The following is a 17209-nucleotide window of genomic DNA, read 5'->3' as shown; positions in this document are numbered from 1 at the left end:
TCTTCCCATGTTTTATATCTTATAAATAAACTTAAACTCCTCTTATCATTGCCGCTACACCTGTACGAGTTAATTGAATAACACCGTATGGTTTTAATAATTCCACCATAGCTTTTACTTTATCTGAATCTCCTACGACTTGAACCATGATACTTTTTGGTCCAATATCCACAATCGTTGCTCTGAAAGTTTCCACAACACCAATGATCTCTGGACGTATGGAAGGTTCAGCGTTCACTTTAATTAAAGCCAACTCACGTTCAACCATTGGATTTGCACTAATGTCTATTACCTTAATTACATCAATAACTTTATACAGCTGTTTAGAAATTTGTTCTAATTTTTGATCATCACCGATGGTTACGATAATCATTCTGGAAAGGCCTTCCTCCTCAGACTTCCCAACCGTAATACTTTCAATGTTAAAACCTCTTCGACCGAATAAACTAGCCACACGTTGTAATACCCCAGGTTGATTGTTTACTAGTATTGAAATGGTATGTTTAGTCGCATTCATATTACGAATCCCCCATTAACATTTCATCAATTGTGCTTCCTTGTTTTACCATCGGATACACATTTTCATGTTTTTCAACTATAAAATCGATTAATACTGGACCTGGTGTATCCATAGCTTCCTGCCAAGCTTTTTGAGCCTCTTCTTTATTTGTTGCTCTTAATCCCTTTACTCCATATGCTTCAGCTAATTTCACAAAATCTGGACTTCCAGATAAATCAATATGGCTATAACGATTGTCATAAATAATCTCTTGCCATTGACGCACCATGCCTAATACTTGATTGTTAATGACTACAATTTTTACAGGAATATTGTGAATAGCACAAATCGCTAATTCTTGAGCACACATTTGCATGCCACCATCACCATTGATCGATACTACGAGTCGATCTGGATTTCCCATTTGTGCACCAATTGCCGCAGGAAAGCCAAAACCCATCGTACCTAATCCACCTGATGTTATCCAAGAACGAGGATGATTAAACTTGTAGTACTGTGCCGCCCACATTTGATGCTGTCCTACATCTGTTGTAACGATGGCTTCTCCCTCTGTTGTTTTGTGAATCATTTCAATGACGTATTGTGGTTTAAGATGTTTATTATCATCTTTATATTTAAGTGGGAATTCTTTTTTCATCATCTGTAACTCTTGTATCCATGCTTCAGATTGTGCTGCTTTTGCTTTTTGATTTACAAGTTCTAAAACCTTTTTTACATCACCCACACAAGGAATTGCTGTTTCAACAACTTTTCCTACTTCAGCAGGATCAACATCAATGTGTGCGATTTTTGCATTTGGGGCAAATCCATCCACTTTCATCGTTACACGATCATCAAACCTTGCACCGATTCCTATTAACAAATCACAACTTTGGAGTGCTTTATTTGCTGTATAAGTTCCGTGCATGCCTGGCATGCCCAACCATAAATCATTCGAGCTTGGAAATCCACCGATCCCAAGTAAAGTTGTAATTGTCGGAATATTTGTTTTGCTTACAAATTCTAATAATTCTTCTTGTGCTCCTGCATATACAACCCCGCCCCCTGCAAGAATCACTGGTTTTTTCGCTTCATCGATTGCCTTTAATAAACGTTCTACTTGAAGTTTATTAGGTAATACTGTTGGGTTATACCCACGGATATTAATTTGATTATCATAGTTGAACTCAGTTTTATGTGCAGATATATCTTTAGGAATATCAATAAGAACAGGGCCTTTTCTACCTGTTGACGCAATATGGAAGGCTTCATGAACAATTTTGGATAAATCTTTTACATCGCGAACTAAGTAACTATGTTTCGTAATGGGCATGGTAATTCCAGTGATATCTGCTTCTTGAAAAGCATCTGTACCGATGGCTGTACTCATTACGTTTCCAGTAATGATCACAAGTGGAACTGAATCCATATAAGCAGTAGCTATTCCTGTCACTAGATTTGTAGCTCCTGGACCTGAAGTTGCTATGCATACACCAACCTTTCCTGTTGAACGCGCATATCCATCAGCAGCATGAATTGCTCCTTGTTCGTGCCTTGTTAATAAGTGATTAAAGTCAGGGTTTCCATGGATTGCATCATAAATATATAACACAGCTCCACCTGGATAACCAAAGACGCAATCAACACCTTCTAAAAGTAGTGAACGAAGCAAAATTTCTGATCCTGTAATTACATCCGGTTGCATTAACTTAGTATATAGTTCTTTATTCGTAGCTTTTAACGTTAGGGTGCTCATCTTACATCCTCCTCTCAAAATAATATCTAACTATTTTTAAATACCAAAAAATCCTTTCACCCCACTGCTCTGCTAAAGCAAAAAATGGGACGAAAGGATTTTCCTTACGTGGTACCACCCAACTTTGTTACATACTTCACAATATATAACCTCAGAAAGTAACGATTAAGAAATAGCTGTCACTTACAGCATAATAACGTATGCCTACCGATTTCCCCTACTAGGTTAGACCTTTCAGGAAAACAGCTCCAAGGTGAGCTCGTGAATAAGGGTTATGGCAAAGGTTTCAGCAAATCCTCTGCTCTCTGTTCACAGTGCCCTTATTCCTTTATCCTTTTCATAGCCGATGATCCATATGTGATTGGGTAATGATTTTTAACTATTATATATACTACTTGAGTTGAAGTCAACATATTTTCATCGAAAAGAAAAAAAGCTCCTATCGGAGCTTCTAGAAGAAGTAGTCGAATCCTACAATAATTTCATTCTTATGTTATAAAAAATTTAGGCATTAATTTTTTCTTTTGCTACATTTGCAAGGTTAGTGAAACCTTGTGAATCATTTACTGCAAGGTCTGCTAACATTTTACGGTTAATATCTACACCTGCAAGCTTTAATCCATGCATTAATTTACTATAACTTAAACCATTTGTACGAGCAGCAGCATTGATACGTACAATCCATAATTTACGGAAATCACGTTTGCGCTGGCGACGGTCACGATATGCATATAACAATGATTTCATAACCTGTTCATTCGCAGTTTTATAAATTCTATGTTTAGAGCCAAAGTAACCTTTAGCAAGTTTTAATACTTTTTTACGACGACGACGTGCAACAAATCCACCTTTTACTCTTGCCATCTTTTTCTACCTCCTATGTTCACTATTATTTAAGATTTGATAATTGTTGAGCTAAACGTTTAACGTCACCTTTAGCCATGATTGGTTGAGTTTTCATTAAGTTTTTCTGTCTTCCTGACTTTTTAGCTAACAAGTGGTTTTTACCACGTTTATGTCTTTTAATTTTACCAGTGCCTGTCACTTTAAAACGACCTTTTAAACTGCTGTGAGTTTTCATTTTAGGCATAATTGTATCCTCCTAAGAATTAAAGTATATTTACTGAATCAGCTTTGGACATCTATTTTTTTGTTATCGGAGCAAGTACCATAATCATGCTTCGACCATCAAGTCTAGGTCTACGCTCAACTTCGGCATACTCTTTAACGTCTTCGATTACTCTATCAAGTACTTTTTTACCAATGTCAGCATGTGTAATCTCACGACCCCGAAAACGAATCGAACACTTCACCTTATCTTCTGCCTTAAGGAATTTGATTACATTACGCAGCTTAGTTTGATAATCATGTTCTTCGATTTTAGAGCTGAAACGCACCTCTTTAATATCCACAACTTTTTGATTCTTACGTGCTTCTTTTTCTTTTTTCTGTGCTTCATAACGATATTTACCATAATCTATAATACGACAGACTGGTGGTTTTGCTGTTGGAGCAACAGCAACTAAATCTAAATTTGCATCATATGCTAAACGCAACGCTTCTTTAATAGGTTTGATTCCAAGCTGGTCTCCCTCGGCTCCAATTAAACGAACCTCTCTAGCTCTTATAGATTCGTTAATGATATGTTCTTTAATAACGTGTCACCTCCGCTAAAAATTTAAAACAAAAAAAATGTGGGCAGATTCATTCGCCCACATCATTTATTTCATCTCCGAAGAGATAAGATTTATCATTTGAACCAGCTAACTATACGTTAGTCAGGTGAGAAGCGGGCGCTTCTGCTTGTTGATTTGTTCTAACTATAAAAAGATACCACATAAATTTACTAATGTCAATTTGTTTATAATAATTTAAGATATCATAAACTAAAAGTGGAAAAATCAACAAACTTCCTTTAAAATTACCATACGACGCTTTCTTTTCAGAACGTTAGCTTAAAAGGAGATGGAATATGTTATATCGATTGAAAATGATTGAAAATCAAATATTTTTCTTTATAAATGTAAAATTAAAAAATAAAATTTTAGATATTATCATGACGAACATTACTCATTTAGGCGGGGCTATTTTCACTATATGTATAACTTTAGCATTATCTATTTTTGCATCTGCACCATGGAAACATGTCGCTTTCATGAGTTTAGTGTCATTAAGTGTAAGTCACATTCCGGTTGCTGTCATTAAAAAAACTTATAAAAGATTAAGACCTTATTTAGTTATCAAACATGTGATTACTTATAAAAATCCATTAAAGGATCATTCTTTTCCATCAGGTCACACCACTGCTATTTTTTCAATCATTATACCATTTGTCATTAGCATACCTGTAATGAGCATCATATTACTGCCGTTAGGTTTCATCGTTGCATTATCTAGAATATATTTAGGACTTCATTACCCATCTGATGTATTTGCAGGTTTAATCATTGGTACATTAACCGGTATATCTGTAACAAATATCTTAGGTTAGTTAAATCTGGGAAAGCTTTGTTAGTTTCAAATGGGATTTTTTTTTTGAATTTCTGTCCGCAGATCGGGGAAAATTAAATTTAATAATCATTAATGATATACATTAAAAAAGGATATCAGAAAAATATTGAAATTTGATTTAAAATACGATCAGAAGCGGGTGACCTCTGTTTTGCAACAAAAAAATATACTCATTTTATCAGAAGGATTCGGTACAGGTCATACACAAGCCGCATATGCCATTTCAGAAGGTCTAAAAAATCAATTTATTCATACAAAGGTAATTGAATTATTAAAATTTCTACATCCAAATTTAGCGCCTCATTTCTTTAAAGTATATAGAAAAACATTAGATGTACAACCTAAAATATATGAAAAATTGTATAAATCCCAATTTGAAAATTCACTGAATCGTTTCACTCAAATGATGCTCCATCGCATTTTTTACGCTAGAACATATTCATTTATTGATCATTTTCAACCTGACACCATCCTTTGTACTCATCCTTTTCCAAATGCCGTAATTGCCAGATTAAAAAGATTAGGACTTCAAGTACCTTTATATACAGTAGTTACTGATTATGTTATTCACGGGGCATGGATAACACCTGAGACAGATAAATATTTAATACCTACTGAAGAAATAAAAAGACAATTAATTAAAAAAAATGTGCCTGAAGAAAAAATTATGATCTCTGGCATTCCAATACACTCTAAATTTTGGAAGACAAATGAAAAGTTAAAAATAAGGGACAAGTTCGGATTGCAACCTATGCCTACTGTACTCATTATGGGTGGCGGCTGGGGAATGATGAAATACAATGAGTTAATTGAATATTTATTATCTTGGAAGGAAAAAATTCAATTCATTATCTGTATGGGGAATAATGAAAAAGCTCGAAAAAAGATCATTTCAAACTCTAAATTTGAACATCCTAATATCCATATTCTTGGTTTTACTAAGGCAATTGATGAGTTAATGGATGTTTCAGATTTATTAATAACAAAACCAGGGGGGATTACCTGTACAGAGGGTTTAGTAAAACAGTTGCCTATGTTATTTTATAACCCTATTCCAGGTCATGAGGAAGAGAATTGTCAATTCTTCTTAAACCATCATTTAGGGGAAAAACTTACTTCAATTGATGAGTTAAAATTTTGGTTAAATCAATTGGTACAACAACAAAAAATAACATTTCAATCAAAACCTTTATGCACAACTCAATTCTCTGTAGATGAAATTAATTGTCTGATTTGAGAAAATTAAGCCAAATTAACAGGTTCAATCGTACAATCCATCTCCATCTCTTAACATAAACTATTAATATATGAAACCTTTATGGTCTCATATAATTTAATCGTTATGGAGGTGAGAACGTGTCTAGAAGAAAAAGCAAAACATGTCCTAAAAAAATACAAGACTGCAATTGTTGTACAACATCATTGAAAAAAGCAATCGAAGAAAACTTTGATGAATTTGATCTAATTGGTATTACGTTTGTTGGAACAGATGTACTTTTGGTTGCTATCGGTACGTTTATTGCTGTTAGAGGTGAAGTATTAGTTGCTAGAAACATCTTTAATATCCCAGGTACTGAATCAACAAGTTATATCCCTTTATGTGATATTTTAAGTATAGATAAACTTGATAATCCTCCAGCTCCTTTACTTGCTGAAGGGAATACCGTATTTACTATTACACCAAATAATGAATAAAATATAAACTTTTTATAAAATAACCCTCCAAGGTCAGATAAGACGTGGAGGGTATTTAACTAAAAAAATTGGTTATTTCAACAAAATCACTTCACAACGATGAATTCTAATACCTTGTTCAACAAATTTTTCTTCATATTCTGTAAAGACATGGTTTTCAGGCGTACCCTCTTTATGCAAGTCCAACTTTATATTTTTCATTTTTAAATCTAAATCAGCGAATGAATTTAAAGAAAACTCAAAGAGGGAAACAGAATCTGTCTTTAAATGAATCTCTCCCTGATTTTTTAAAACAGTTTGATATTTTTTTAAGAAGTTTGCATGAGTTAATCTACGTGAAGCATGTCTTTTTTTTGGCCATGGATCACTAAAGTTTAAATAAATTTGATCAATTTCATTCTCGTCAAAAATTTCTTCTATTTTCTCAATATTCATTAAAACAAGTCTTAAATTATCTATGTTTGGCACACCATGTTTTTCCCTTAAAACATATGCCTTCTCACTTGCTTTTCGAACTAACTCATCATATAAATCTATCCCTATAAAATTGAATTCAGGATACTTCAAGCTCATTTCAGAAATGAATTTTCCTTTTCCCATCCCTAACTCTACGTGAATAGGGTTATCATTACCAAAAACTTCTCTCCATCTGCCTTTGTTAGCTTGTGGTTCAAGTTCTACCACATCTTTAGCGTTTTTTAAAAATTCAAGTGTATCTGATCGGCGTCTTAATCTGCCCATGTAGATGTAACCCCCGTTTATCCTCTAAGTTCGTAATCATTGATATCTTATCATCAGTTACGCTTTTTGAGCAACAAATAAGAGCTGCATATTATTGCTATTTTTATATTTTATGATGAATACGAATTAGATAACTTAAGAGAGAGAAACTCAATTTTTTCCAATATTGTTAATTTATCATTTATTCTTTTTAGCTCATCAGGTTTAAAAATTTGAACTTTTTTGGCTTGATAATAGTCAAATAACACTTGTTTTATTGTGAGCCCTTCTTCTAATAGGAACGCTGGATCAAGCAATCTTCTCAACATCACTTCATCCTGCAACATGAGAATACTAGGATTTAAAGACTGGAATATCCCTTCTTTCATTCCCATTTCGTAAAACTGTCTAATGTTCATTTTTCTTTTTCGACGTGCCGAAATAATTCCTTCATATAATTCAGGAAATCCAACCTTTAATTCTTCAAAGAACAATTCAGAAATATAAATGAAAGTGAGTACTTCTTGTTCAAATACTTTTTGAAAACGATCTATATAAGTGATTTCTTTATTTAAAATGGTTTGATCAACCTCTTCATAATATGCAATATAGGTCCCAGTAAGCTCTTGTATGATTTCTTCTTTAGAAGAAAAATAATTGTAAAATGATGCTTTGCTGATCTGCATATGTTCAGCCATATCTTGTATTTTTAAGGTATTAAACCCTTTTAAACGAATCACATTCATTAATTTCAATACGTATGTTTTTCTCATCTCTTCCCTTAATTCAGGATCGATTTTGCGCATGTTATTTCCCCCTTAGATCCATTATTATACCACACAGTCATATTATAATATACACTTTATACTATTTTTATATTTTTGGTTTATAATGTTTAAAATAAATGTTATATTTGTTTCAGAAATATTTTAGACAAAATGTATATATAAAGTCTAAAATTAGAACAATAAAATTAGGAGTGATTTAAATGACGAAAAAGGTAGCCATTATTACTGGAGCAAGTAGTGGGATCGGTCAAGCAACAGCCCTTGAATTATCAAATCAGGGATTCAGAGTCATGTTAGCAGCAAGACGAGAAGACAGATTAAAGCAGTTGCAATCGGAAGTGATCAATAATGGTGGCGAAGCTTCTTACCAAGTAACAGATGTAACTTCTTTTAAGGAGATGGAAACATTAGCAAAAGCAACCGTTGAGCAATTTGGTCAAATTGATATCCTAGTGAACAATGCCGGAATCATGCCATTATCATTATTAAACAAAATAAAAGTGGATGAGTGGGATCGTATGGTTGATGTCAATATTAAAGGAGTTTTGTATGGGATTGGCGCCGTTCTCCCGTATATGGAAGAACAAAAATCTGGACATATTATCAACGTGTCCTCTGTAGCAGGACATCGAGTGGGACCAGGAATGTCCGTTTATAGTGGTACTAAATTCGCTGTAAGAGCGATCACTGAAGGATTACGTCAAGAAATGAAATCTGGACAAAACATCCGTACAACTATTATTAGTCCTGGAGCAGTTGCAACTGAATTAGCACAAACGATCACTGATGAAGATATTATCAGTGGGTTCCAAGAAAGATTTAAAGATTTAGAATTTCTAAGGGGAGAAGATATTGCAAAAGGCATCTATTATGCAGTTTCACAACCCGACCATGTAGATGTGAGTGAAATTATCATCCGCCCAACAGAGCAATCATAGTAATTTACTAATTAGGATATGCATATAATTAGATTATAATATACACTTTATACTATTCTTATACTTTTAGTTTACAATGTATGAAATAGATGTTATAGTTACCTCAGGAAATATTTTAGACAAAATATATATAAAAAGTATAAAATAAAAATACAAATTAGGAGTGATTTAAGTGAGTAAAAAAGTAGCCATTATTACAGGAGCAAGTAGTGGGATTGGTCAAGCAACAGCTCTTGAATTATCTAATCAAGGATTCAGAGTCATGTTAGCAGCAAGACGAGAAGACAGATTAAAACAGCTTCAATCTGAAGTGATTGAAAATGGTGGAGAGGCTTCTTACCAAGTAACGGATGTAACTTCTTTTGCGGAGATGGAAACTTTAGCGAAAGCAACCGTTGAACAATTTGGTCAAATTGATATTCTTGTTAACAATGCGGGGGTTATGCCATTATCATTTTTAAGCAGTAGAAAAGTAGAAGAATGGGATCTCATGGTAGATGTTAATATTAAAGGTGTCCTTTATGGGATTGGGGCTGTTCTCCCGTATATGGAAGAACAAAAATCTGGACATATTATTAACATTTCATCTGTAGCTGGTCATAAAGTTATGCCATCAAGTTCTGTTTACAGCGGTACAAAGTTTGCAGTAAGAGCGATCACTGAAGGATTACGTCAGGAAATGAAATCTGGACAAAACATTCGTACAACCATTATTTGCCCTGGAGCTGTAGCAACAGAATTGACACATACGATCACTGATGAGAATATCATCCGTAACTTACAAGAAAATTATTCAGATGTACAAACTTTAAAAGGTGAGGATATTGCAAAAGCAATCGCATATGCAGTAAAACAACCTGATCACGTAGATGTGAGCGAAATTATCATTCGCCCTACAGAACAAGCTTTATAATTAACTTATAGGATAAAAAAGCACTTATAAAATCAAAATTAAAACACAAAGCACAAAGCACACACATAAAAAAGCATGTGATTTCACTAAGAGATTACATGCTTTTTTAATCCAGATCTAATCCAAAAAAATAATAAATTTAATAAAACATAAAATCCAATAGATGACTTTAATAAAGCATAAATAGTTCAAGTTATAAATTTACAAGAACTAAATATACTACAGAGAATCTTCTTTTATTGGGGGAAAAGGGGCTATGGGGAACGAGAATGTTCATCACATATTAGATGTTATTCAACACTCTTCAAAAAATGATGTACTTGCTACGATTCTTCATGTAGAAGGTACAGCGTATTTAAAAGAAGGAACGATGATGTTGATCCAAGAAGACGGCCTTCGAGTGGGCATGTTAAGCGCTGGTTGTCTAGAAAGTGATCTTGTTATTAGAGCCAAAGAGGTTTTTATAAATGAGAAACCAATTACAATTACATATGATATGAGTGAAGAAACAGATATCTCCTGGGGACAGGGAACTGGATGTAATGGTGTTATATTTATTCTGTTAGAGTTTTTAGATCAAGAACTAAAAGAAAGTATGCTCAATTTAAAAGAAGCGCTTGATCAAGGTATTCCCATTCTACATATAAAAACATTAACTGAAGATTTTAAATTGAAAAATAACTACTATTACTCATTTGAAGGAAACACTTTAATTACATCGGACGTAGATTTAACAATAGAAATTCGAAGTTATCTTCATCATAACCAAGCAGAATCAAATCCATCTCAAAAAAGCGGAGTTCATAAGTCAGATCATTTCCCCATCCCATTCTATACCCACATTTTTTCACCCAAACCTAGACTCATTATTTTTGGTGCAGGACCTGATGTAAAACCACTAGTTTCTCTTGCTTCATTAACAGGGTTTTCAATCACGATATGTGATTGGAGAGCTGGATTTTGCAGTAAGGAACAATTTCCACTTGCGAACAAATTAATTGTAGGGTTTCCCAAAGAAACGATAAATACATTAAACCTTACCTCTCAAGATTATGTTGTAATTATGACGCATCATTTCCAACGAGATCAAGAAATTCTTTCCACACTCATTCATCAAAATTTACGTTATCTTGGTATCCTTGGACCTCGTATTCGAACAGAAAAATTATTAAATGATAAATCAATCCCCTCATCCCTTCAATCTCCTATCGGACTTCCCATTGGAGCAAAAGGTCCTCAGGAAATAGCCATTAGTATCGTTGCAGAGTTGATTCAATGTTTACATTCACCCTTACCTCAAAATGAGTTTGAGTTGGATAATTTATGAGTGATCAAATCGTTGGAGTATTTCTTGCTGCAGGAAACAGTATTCGTATGGAAAAAAACAAATTGAATTTACCACTTGGAGAGCAAACACTTGGAAGCATTACATTAAAAACAGCTATACAATCCTCATTAGATCATGTTGTTGTTGTAACTAAAAAACAGGATACACTTCAATGGATTTCACCTTGTATATTATCACCACCTTCTAGAAAGAAGTGGACTCAACAAACTTGTATATCAGCCATTAAGGGGCAAGCATATTCGATAAAATGCGGTGTGAAAAAAGCAATGAAACTACAACCAAAGGCTATTATGATCCTGCTAGCGGACCAACCTTTTATATCAAAACAATTGATAAATAAATTAATTGAAAATTATATACAAAATAAAAATGCCTATTTTGTTGGTCCTTCTTTTCAAAACTCGATTAGACCCCCCATTTTATTTTCACATCAAATGTTTCCTGCACTTATGCACCTGAAAGGAGATATAGGAGCGAGATATTTATTGAAAAAAGTACAATGGAGGGAGAAAGGAATTATCTTTCCTATTGAACATTCAACCCCCTTCATTGATGTAGATACCAAAGAAGATTATGAGTTGGCAAAACATGTATGGAAGTCCCTCAAGTGACAAAGTATTAAACCTTTAATACCTCTAATACATTAATAGTAACCCCTATGCTAGAAGGAGGATGGAGATATGGATATCATCGGAAAAAGTGTGATTCGAAAGGATGCATTAGATAAAGTTACTGGCAAGGCAAAATATACTGCAGATGACCTATCTGTATCTATGCTACATGCAAAAATGGTCATCAGTCCACATGCTCATGCGAGAATTACACATATTGACACATCTGAAACATGGAAAATCTCTGGTGTTCGAGCTATATTGGCAGGAGAAGAATTCCCACTTACAGGTGAAGAAATTCGTGATCGCCCTCCCATTGCCTTTGATAGAGTACGTTATTGTGGTGAGGTTGTAGCTGTTGTTGTTGCTGATAGTCCAGCCATTGCTAAAAGAGCTTCCAGTTCAATCAAAGTTACCTATGAGCCTTTACCTGTTGTAAATTCTCCAAGTCAAGCTTATGAAAAAAATGCCCCTTTAGTTCATGAAAATATAGACTTATATCACCGCGGAAAAGGTGTATATCCAGAAGCAAAAACGAACATTGCAAATCGTACGAAGATCAGAAAGGGAAACATGGAGTTAGGTTGGAGGAAAAGTGAAATTGTTGTGGAAACTAATTTTTACTTTTCTCCATCTGATCATGCCGCGATGGAAACAAGATGTGCAATTGCAGAAATACGTGAAGATGAAACCATTGTTATCCACTCCTCCTCTCAATCTCCTTTTATGATAAAAAAATTAATGCACAATTATTTCGATATTGATGTAGGAAAAGTAATTGTAAATACGCCCTTAGTTGGTGGTGGTTATGGTGGAAAAGCTTCAGTTCAATTAGAGCTTATTGCTTACCTAGCTTCTAAAGCAGTTAATGGAAGAAAAGTGAAGGTTTTAAATTCCAGAGAAGAAGATTTAATTACGTCCCCTGTCCATATTGGTTTAGATGCAACAATAAAGCTTGGAAGTACGAAGGATGGAGTATTACAGGCAGCAGAAATATTATATTTATTTGATGGGGGCGCATACTCAGATAAAGCAGTTGATATCAGTCGAGCAGGAGCTGTTGATTGTACAGGACCTTATCGTATAAACCATATTTCGTGTGATGCTTTATGCATGTATACAAATCATCCTTATGCTGCACCTTTTAGAGGTTTCGGACATTCAGAAGTCATGTTTGCTTTTGAAAGAACGATGGATATACTAGCAAATAAAATAAATATAGACCCCCTGCTTTTAAGATCCATCAATGCCATAAAGCCTGGAGACACTACTCCAAGTCAGGTACCTGTAAACAAAAGCAATGTAGGAGATATATCAGAATGTCTCTCTCATTTGAAAAAAATTATTCATTGGGATGAAGGGAAAATTGAAAATGTCAGTGATACAAAGGTTCGTGCAAAAGGAATATGTTGTACTTGGAAAAACTCAACAATCGATCCTGATGCTGGGTCTGGGATTACACTAACTTTTAATCCTGACGGCAGCATCAACATTATTTCAGGCGTTGTAGAAATAGGAACCGGAACGAAAACCGTTCTTGCACAAATGTTAGCAGATAAAATGAAGATGGATATTCATAAAATCTATGTGCAATTGGAAGTTAACACGCAATCTACCCCCGAGCATTGGAAAACGGTGTCCAGTAGAGGAACATTTATGGCAGGTCGAGCTTTACTTAGTGCAGCCGATGATATTATTCAGCAGTTAAAAAAATTAGCTGCATGTATATTAAGATGCTCTAAGGAAGATTTAGAAGTTGGATTCGACAGAGTATTTTTAAGAGATAATCCAAAACTTTATTTAAATATTAAAGATATTTGTTATGGCTATAAATACCCAAACGGGAATGCTGTTGGAGGTCAGATTATTGGCAAAGGCAATTATATTCAAAGACACATAACATATTATGATCAAAACACTGGTAGAGGAAATCCAGGTCCAGAATGGACTGTTGCTGCACAAGGGGTTGTGATAGAATTTGATCGTTCAGATTACACCTATAAAATATTAAGAGCGATTACAGTTGTTGATCTTGGAAAAATACTTAATGAAAAAGGGGCACTAGGTCAGGTCATGGGTGGAATGAGCATGGGATTAAGCTTTGCTGGACGAGAAACGTTTATTTTTGATCAACATGGAAAAATCCTAAATCCCCAACTTAGGACTTATCGCCCTCTCCGTTTTGGGGAGCATCCCCAGTATGAGGTGAAATTTATTGAAACTCCTGTTTTAGATGGTCCCTATGGTGCACGAAGTGTAGGTGAACATGGTTTAATTGGTATGCCAGCCGCTTTAGCTAACAGTTTATCACTCGCTTCTGGTGTAGAACTTAATCAACTACCTCTTATCCCAGAATTGATTTGGAAAACGAAGGAAGGCATTCACCATGATACCATATGATTTTGAATACTATAAACCTCTTACCATTCATGAAGCAGTTCATTTATTTCAAAAACTAGATACTCAAGGAAAGCAACCTATATATTATTCAGGCGGTACCGAAATCATTTCATTTGCACGTATAAATCTCCTATACACAAAAGCCATCATTGACATCAAAGACATACCTGAATGTAATGTTTTAAAGTTAGAAAATAATCAATTAGTCTTAGGCTCATGTCTTCCTCTAACTGTCATTGAAGATGTAAATCATTTTCCTTTATTAACAAAAACCATAAGTGAAATTGCTGATCGTACCAACCGCAATAAAATTACTATTGGTGGCAACATTTGTGGTCAAATCTATTACCGAGAAGCTGTATTGCCTTTTTTACTATCAGATAGTCAGGTTGTCATTGCTGGCATTCGAGGGTTAAAGAATGTACCTATTCAACAAGCTTTTCATCAACAATTGCGGTTGAAAAAAGGTGAATTTTTAGTCCAAATCATTACGAATCAAAATGATCTCCATCTGCCATTTATCAGTATAAAAAAACGCCAGCAATGGGATACTGGTTATCCTCTAGTTACAGTTGCAGCCATTAAAAAATCATCTACTCTTCCTTCAGATATTTCATTCAACTCCTCATCAAGCCAAATCCGTATAGCCTTTAGTGGAATGAGTCCATTTCCTTATCGCTCTGAACAAATTGAAAAAGACTTAAATCAACAAAATATTTCTGTCCAAGATAGAGTCGACCTAGCGTTAACACATTTGGCAGCGCCTATCCTAAACGATATTGAAGGATCTTCAGAATATCGTAAATTTGTATTAAAAAATACAGTGCAGCACATCTTAACTACATTGGGGGTTGAGTAATATGTATTCATCGGAATCAAAAAAATTGGATATTTCATTATCCATAAATGATGAAGAGAGATCCATTACTATTAGACCTGCAAACACACTTTTATATGTGATTAGGGAGCAATTCGGGTTAACAGGGGCAAAACCAGGTTGTTATAACGGAGATTGTGGTGCCTGTACAGTTGATGTTGATGGGGTGCCCATCAAATCATGTTTAATGCTAGCCGTTGAGGGAGTCGGAAAAAAGATTACAACCATTGAAGGTTTAAAAGATACACCAATCCAAAAAAGCTTTGTAGAACATTTTGCCTTTCAGTGCGGTTATTGTACTCCAGGTTTTATTATAAATTGCAATGCTTTAATCCAAAAGTATCCAAATGCTAAAGATGAAATCATAGAAGAGTGGCTTGAATCCAATATTTGTCGGTGTACTAGTTATAAAGAAATTGAAGAAGCTATCAAAGCAGTAATTACCAGAAGTGAAGAGCAATATTGATTCCCAGTTCTTAGATAAATTAGTGCTCACATGAACAAAAGCTCCTATCGGAGCTTCTCGTAAAAGTAGTCGAATCCCTCATTAAAAAAAGCCCCCTCAGGAGCTTTATAATATTAGTGTAAATTTAATTTTTTACTTTCATCAATGATGCGCATTAATTTTTTCTTTGCTTCTGTTTTTAATTCTGGTTGTTGATTAAACCGTATGCCTGTTAAAGCTATGGCTTCTTTCATCGTTAATTCAACAGTAATCTTTTCGTCACCTTTAGGTACTTTCACTTCATTCATTTGGATCACCTCACAAATATTTTCTTTTAGTTTTTACACTAAAAGCAAAACAAATAAAAGCGTTATAAACCGAATACAATTTAGAGTTCAAACACTTGATATTAAAGGATCCTTACAATTTTAATTTAACATACTATGTAAGGTTTATCAAGTGGAAAATTGGATTATTTTCAACTTTTTTTCAATCAATTTCCCACCTATTTTTTGTATTTTGCAAAAGCTATTTTTTTCGTTACAATATATTAATAATAGCCCACTAAACATTAATGAACTGTTGAATATATTCTAATTTTTACCATTAAGAAATAAATTGATTCACAAATATAAAATATATTTAAGCATTATTGTAAATCATCCCACATGCATCAAAAATATTTTTGTAGGATGAACTAAAGGAGATAAATAATAAACATGAAATTAACAGAACAAAACTCTCCACTCCTTTGGGGAGAGAAACGTTTTCATACATGGAATGTTGAAATGAGAAATACATTTAATGAAAAAGTGTTTAAGGTCATGTTAGATGCTGGATTTACATGTCCGAATAGAGATGGGAAAATCGCAACCGGAGGTTGTACTTTTTGCAGTGCCCGAGGTTCAGGTGATTTTGCAGGAAGTCGTAGAGATGATCTAGTCACTCAATTTAATACTATTCGAGATAAGCAACATCAAAAATGGCCTAACGCTAAATACATCGGTTATTTTCAAGCCTACACAAACACTTACGCACCTGTAGAAGAACTTCGAGAATATTATGAAGTTATTTTAGAACAACCCGGAGTCGTAGGGCTGTCCATAGCAACTAGACCTGATTGTCTACCAGATGATGTAATTGAATACTTGGCTGAGTTAAATAAGAGAACTTATCTTTGGGTCGAAATGGGATTACAAACTGTACATGAGAGCACATCGAATCTCATTAATCGTGCACATGATACCCAGTGTTATTTGGATGCTGTTGAAAAATTAAGAAAACACAACATTCGAGTTTGCGCTCATATTATTTATGGCCTCCCTCAAGAGACACACGAAATGATGCTTGATACAGGGAAAGCTGTTGCAAACATGGATGTACAAGGAATAAAGATTCACCTTCTTCATCTGATGAAAAAAACACCAATGGTCAAACAATGGGAAGCTGGTCTACTACGTTTTCTTGATAAGGATGAATACATTAAACTAATCGTTGATACTTTGGAAATTCTCCCTCCTGAAATGATTGTCCATCGACTAACAGGAGATGCTCCACGTGACTTATTGATTGGACCAATGTGGAGTTTGAAAAAATGGGAAGTTCTTAATGCCATTGACGCAGAATTAAAAAATCGAAATACATGGCAAGGAAAGCTTTGGAAAGAATAGGCATGGAAATAAAATAACAATTTTTTATAAATGGAGTC

Annotated in this window: 19 protein-coding genes and 2 other annotated features; of the genes, 11 read left to right on the top strand and 8 right to left on the bottom strand. The window is 34.3% G+C overall.

The features are described 5' to 3' along the window. Positions 1 to 31: 31 nt before the first annotated feature. The 5 genes from ilvN to infC form a co-directional block, all read right to left on the bottom strand. Positions 32 to 517, bottom strand: coding sequence for an acetolactate synthase small subunit (gene ilvN, locus VQL36_RS03265; RefSeq protein WP_349247936.1), 486 nt, complete (start codon positions 515 to 517; stop codon positions 32 to 34). Position 518: 1 nt separating this feature from the next. Further along, positions 519 to 2255 carry a biosynthetic-type acetolactate synthase large subunit gene (gene ilvB / locus VQL36_RS03260; protein WP_349247935.1) on the bottom strand — a complete coding sequence of 579 codons (1737 nt, stop codon included), beginning with the start codon at positions 2253 to 2255 and terminating at the stop codon, positions 519 to 521. An 82-nt stretch (positions 2256 to 2337) separates the two neighbouring features. Beyond that, positions 2338 to 2605: a binding site (T-box leader), on the bottom strand. A 154-nt stretch (positions 2606 to 2759) separates the two neighbouring features. Then, positions 2760 to 3119: a 50S ribosomal protein L20 gene (rplT, locus tag VQL36_RS03255; RefSeq protein WP_162038478.1), complete on the bottom strand. Its 360-nt coding sequence runs from the start codon at positions 3117 to 3119 to the stop codon at positions 2760 to 2762. A 25-nt stretch (positions 3120 to 3144) separates the two neighbouring features. Beyond that, entirely contained in the window at positions 3145 to 3345 is a 201-nt protein-coding gene (gene rpmI / locus VQL36_RS03250) for a 50S ribosomal protein L35 (RefSeq protein ID WP_160645953.1), read from the bottom strand. Between the two features lie 52 nt (positions 3346 to 3397). Continuing rightward, positions 3398 to 3898: a translation initiation factor IF-3 gene (gene infC, locus VQL36_RS03245; protein ID WP_160645983.1), complete on the bottom strand. Its 501-nt coding sequence runs from the start codon at positions 3896 to 3898 to the stop codon at positions 3398 to 3400. A 37-nt stretch (positions 3899 to 3935) separates the two neighbouring features. After that, positions 3936 to 4066: a sequence feature (ribosomal protein L20 leader region), on the bottom strand. A gap of 161 nt (positions 4067 to 4227) precedes the next feature. On the opposite strand from infC, the gene VQL36_RS03240 reads away from it, so the two are divergent. The 3 genes from VQL36_RS03240 (at position 4228) to VQL36_RS03230 (ending at position 6461) form a co-directional block, all read left to right on the top strand. Beyond that, positions 4228 to 4746, top strand: coding sequence for a phosphatase PAP2 family protein (locus VQL36_RS03240; RefSeq protein ID WP_349247934.1), 519 nt, complete (start codon positions 4228 to 4230; stop codon positions 4744 to 4746). Between the two features lie 171 nt (positions 4747 to 4917). Then, a complete protein-coding gene (locus VQL36_RS03235) occupies positions 4918 to 6003 on the top strand; it encodes an MGDG synthase family glycosyltransferase (protein ID WP_349247933.1) in 1086 nt (361 codons plus the stop codon). A gap of 119 nt (positions 6004 to 6122) precedes the next feature. Continuing rightward, positions 6123 to 6461: a hypothetical protein gene (locus VQL36_RS03230; RefSeq protein WP_349247932.1), complete on the top strand. Its 339-nt coding sequence runs from the start codon at positions 6123 to 6125 to the stop codon at positions 6459 to 6461. Positions 6462 to 6533: 72 nt separating this feature from the next. Here VQL36_RS03230 and trmB read toward each other — a convergent pair whose 3' ends face one another. Both trmB and VQL36_RS03220 read right to left on the bottom strand, forming a co-directional pair. Further along, the gene (trmB, locus tag VQL36_RS03225) at positions 6534 to 7202 is read right to left on the bottom strand and encodes a tRNA (guanosine(46)-N7)-methyltransferase TrmB (protein WP_349247931.1); all 669 of its coding nucleotides are present in this window, start codon (positions 7200 to 7202) and stop codon (positions 6534 to 6536) included. A 110-nt stretch (positions 7203 to 7312) separates the two neighbouring features. Beyond that, entirely contained in the window at positions 7313 to 7987 is a 675-nt protein-coding gene (locus VQL36_RS03220) for a TetR/AcrR family transcriptional regulator (RefSeq protein ID WP_349247930.1), read from the bottom strand. A 182-nt stretch (positions 7988 to 8169) separates the two neighbouring features. Between VQL36_RS03220 and VQL36_RS03215 the strand changes: the two genes are divergently transcribed. The 7 genes from VQL36_RS03215 (at position 8170) to VQL36_RS03185 (ending at position 15522) form a co-directional block, all read left to right on the top strand. Further along, entirely contained in the window at positions 8170 to 8907 is a 738-nt protein-coding gene (locus VQL36_RS03215) for an SDR family oxidoreductase (RefSeq protein ID WP_349247929.1), read from the top strand. Between the two features lie 172 nt (positions 8908 to 9079). Next, complete coding sequence (locus VQL36_RS03210) at positions 9080 to 9820, top strand: SDR family oxidoreductase (protein ID WP_349247928.1); 741 nt, start codon at positions 9080 to 9082, stop codon at positions 9818 to 9820. A gap of 256 nt (positions 9821 to 10076) precedes the next feature. Next, complete coding sequence (locus tag VQL36_RS03205) at positions 10077 to 11147, top strand: XdhC/CoxI family protein (protein WP_349247927.1); 1071 nt, start codon at positions 10077 to 10079, stop codon at positions 11145 to 11147. Further along, positions 11144 to 11779: a nucleotidyltransferase family protein gene (locus VQL36_RS03200; protein ID WP_349247926.1), complete on the top strand. Its 636-nt coding sequence runs from the start codon at positions 11144 to 11146 to the stop codon at positions 11777 to 11779. The genes VQL36_RS03205 and VQL36_RS03200 overlap by 4 nt, the downstream gene beginning before the upstream one ends. Positions 11780 to 11848: 69 nt before the next feature. Next, on the top strand, positions 11849 to 14179 hold the full coding sequence (locus tag VQL36_RS03195) for a xanthine dehydrogenase family protein molybdopterin-binding subunit (RefSeq protein WP_349247925.1): 2331 nt from the start codon (positions 11849 to 11851) through the stop codon (positions 14177 to 14179). Then, the gene (locus VQL36_RS03190) at positions 14166 to 15038 is read left to right on the top strand and encodes an FAD binding domain-containing protein (RefSeq protein ID WP_349247924.1); all 873 of its coding nucleotides are present in this window, start codon (positions 14166 to 14168) and stop codon (positions 15036 to 15038) included. Before VQL36_RS03195 ends, VQL36_RS03190 begins: the two co-directional genes overlap by 14 nt. A 1-nt stretch (position 15039) precedes the next feature. Continuing rightward, positions 15040 to 15522, top strand: coding sequence for a (2Fe-2S)-binding protein (locus tag VQL36_RS03185; RefSeq protein ID WP_349247923.1), 483 nt, complete (start codon positions 15040 to 15042; stop codon positions 15520 to 15522). 113 nt (positions 15523 to 15635) lie between these two features. Here VQL36_RS03185 and VQL36_RS03180 read toward each other — a convergent pair whose 3' ends face one another. After that, positions 15636 to 15809, bottom strand: coding sequence for a hypothetical protein (locus VQL36_RS03180; RefSeq protein WP_349247922.1), 174 nt, complete (start codon positions 15807 to 15809; stop codon positions 15636 to 15638). A 411-nt stretch (positions 15810 to 16220) separates the two neighbouring features. On the opposite strand from VQL36_RS03180, the gene VQL36_RS03175 reads away from it, so the two are divergent. Then, a complete protein-coding gene (locus tag VQL36_RS03175; protein WP_349247921.1) occupies positions 16221 to 17171 on the top strand; it encodes a TIGR01212 family radical SAM protein in 951 nt (316 codons plus the stop codon). The last annotated feature ends 38 nt before the right edge of the window (positions 17172 to 17209 follow it).

The sequence above is a fragment of the Chengkuizengella sp. SCS-71B genome (assembly GCF_040100845.1).
Classification (GTDB): Bacteria; Bacillota; Bacilli; order Paenibacillales; family KCTC-33759; genus Chengkuizengella.
Note: the sequence above shows the minus strand (reverse complement) of the source record. Positions and strands in the feature narration are given on the sequence as shown.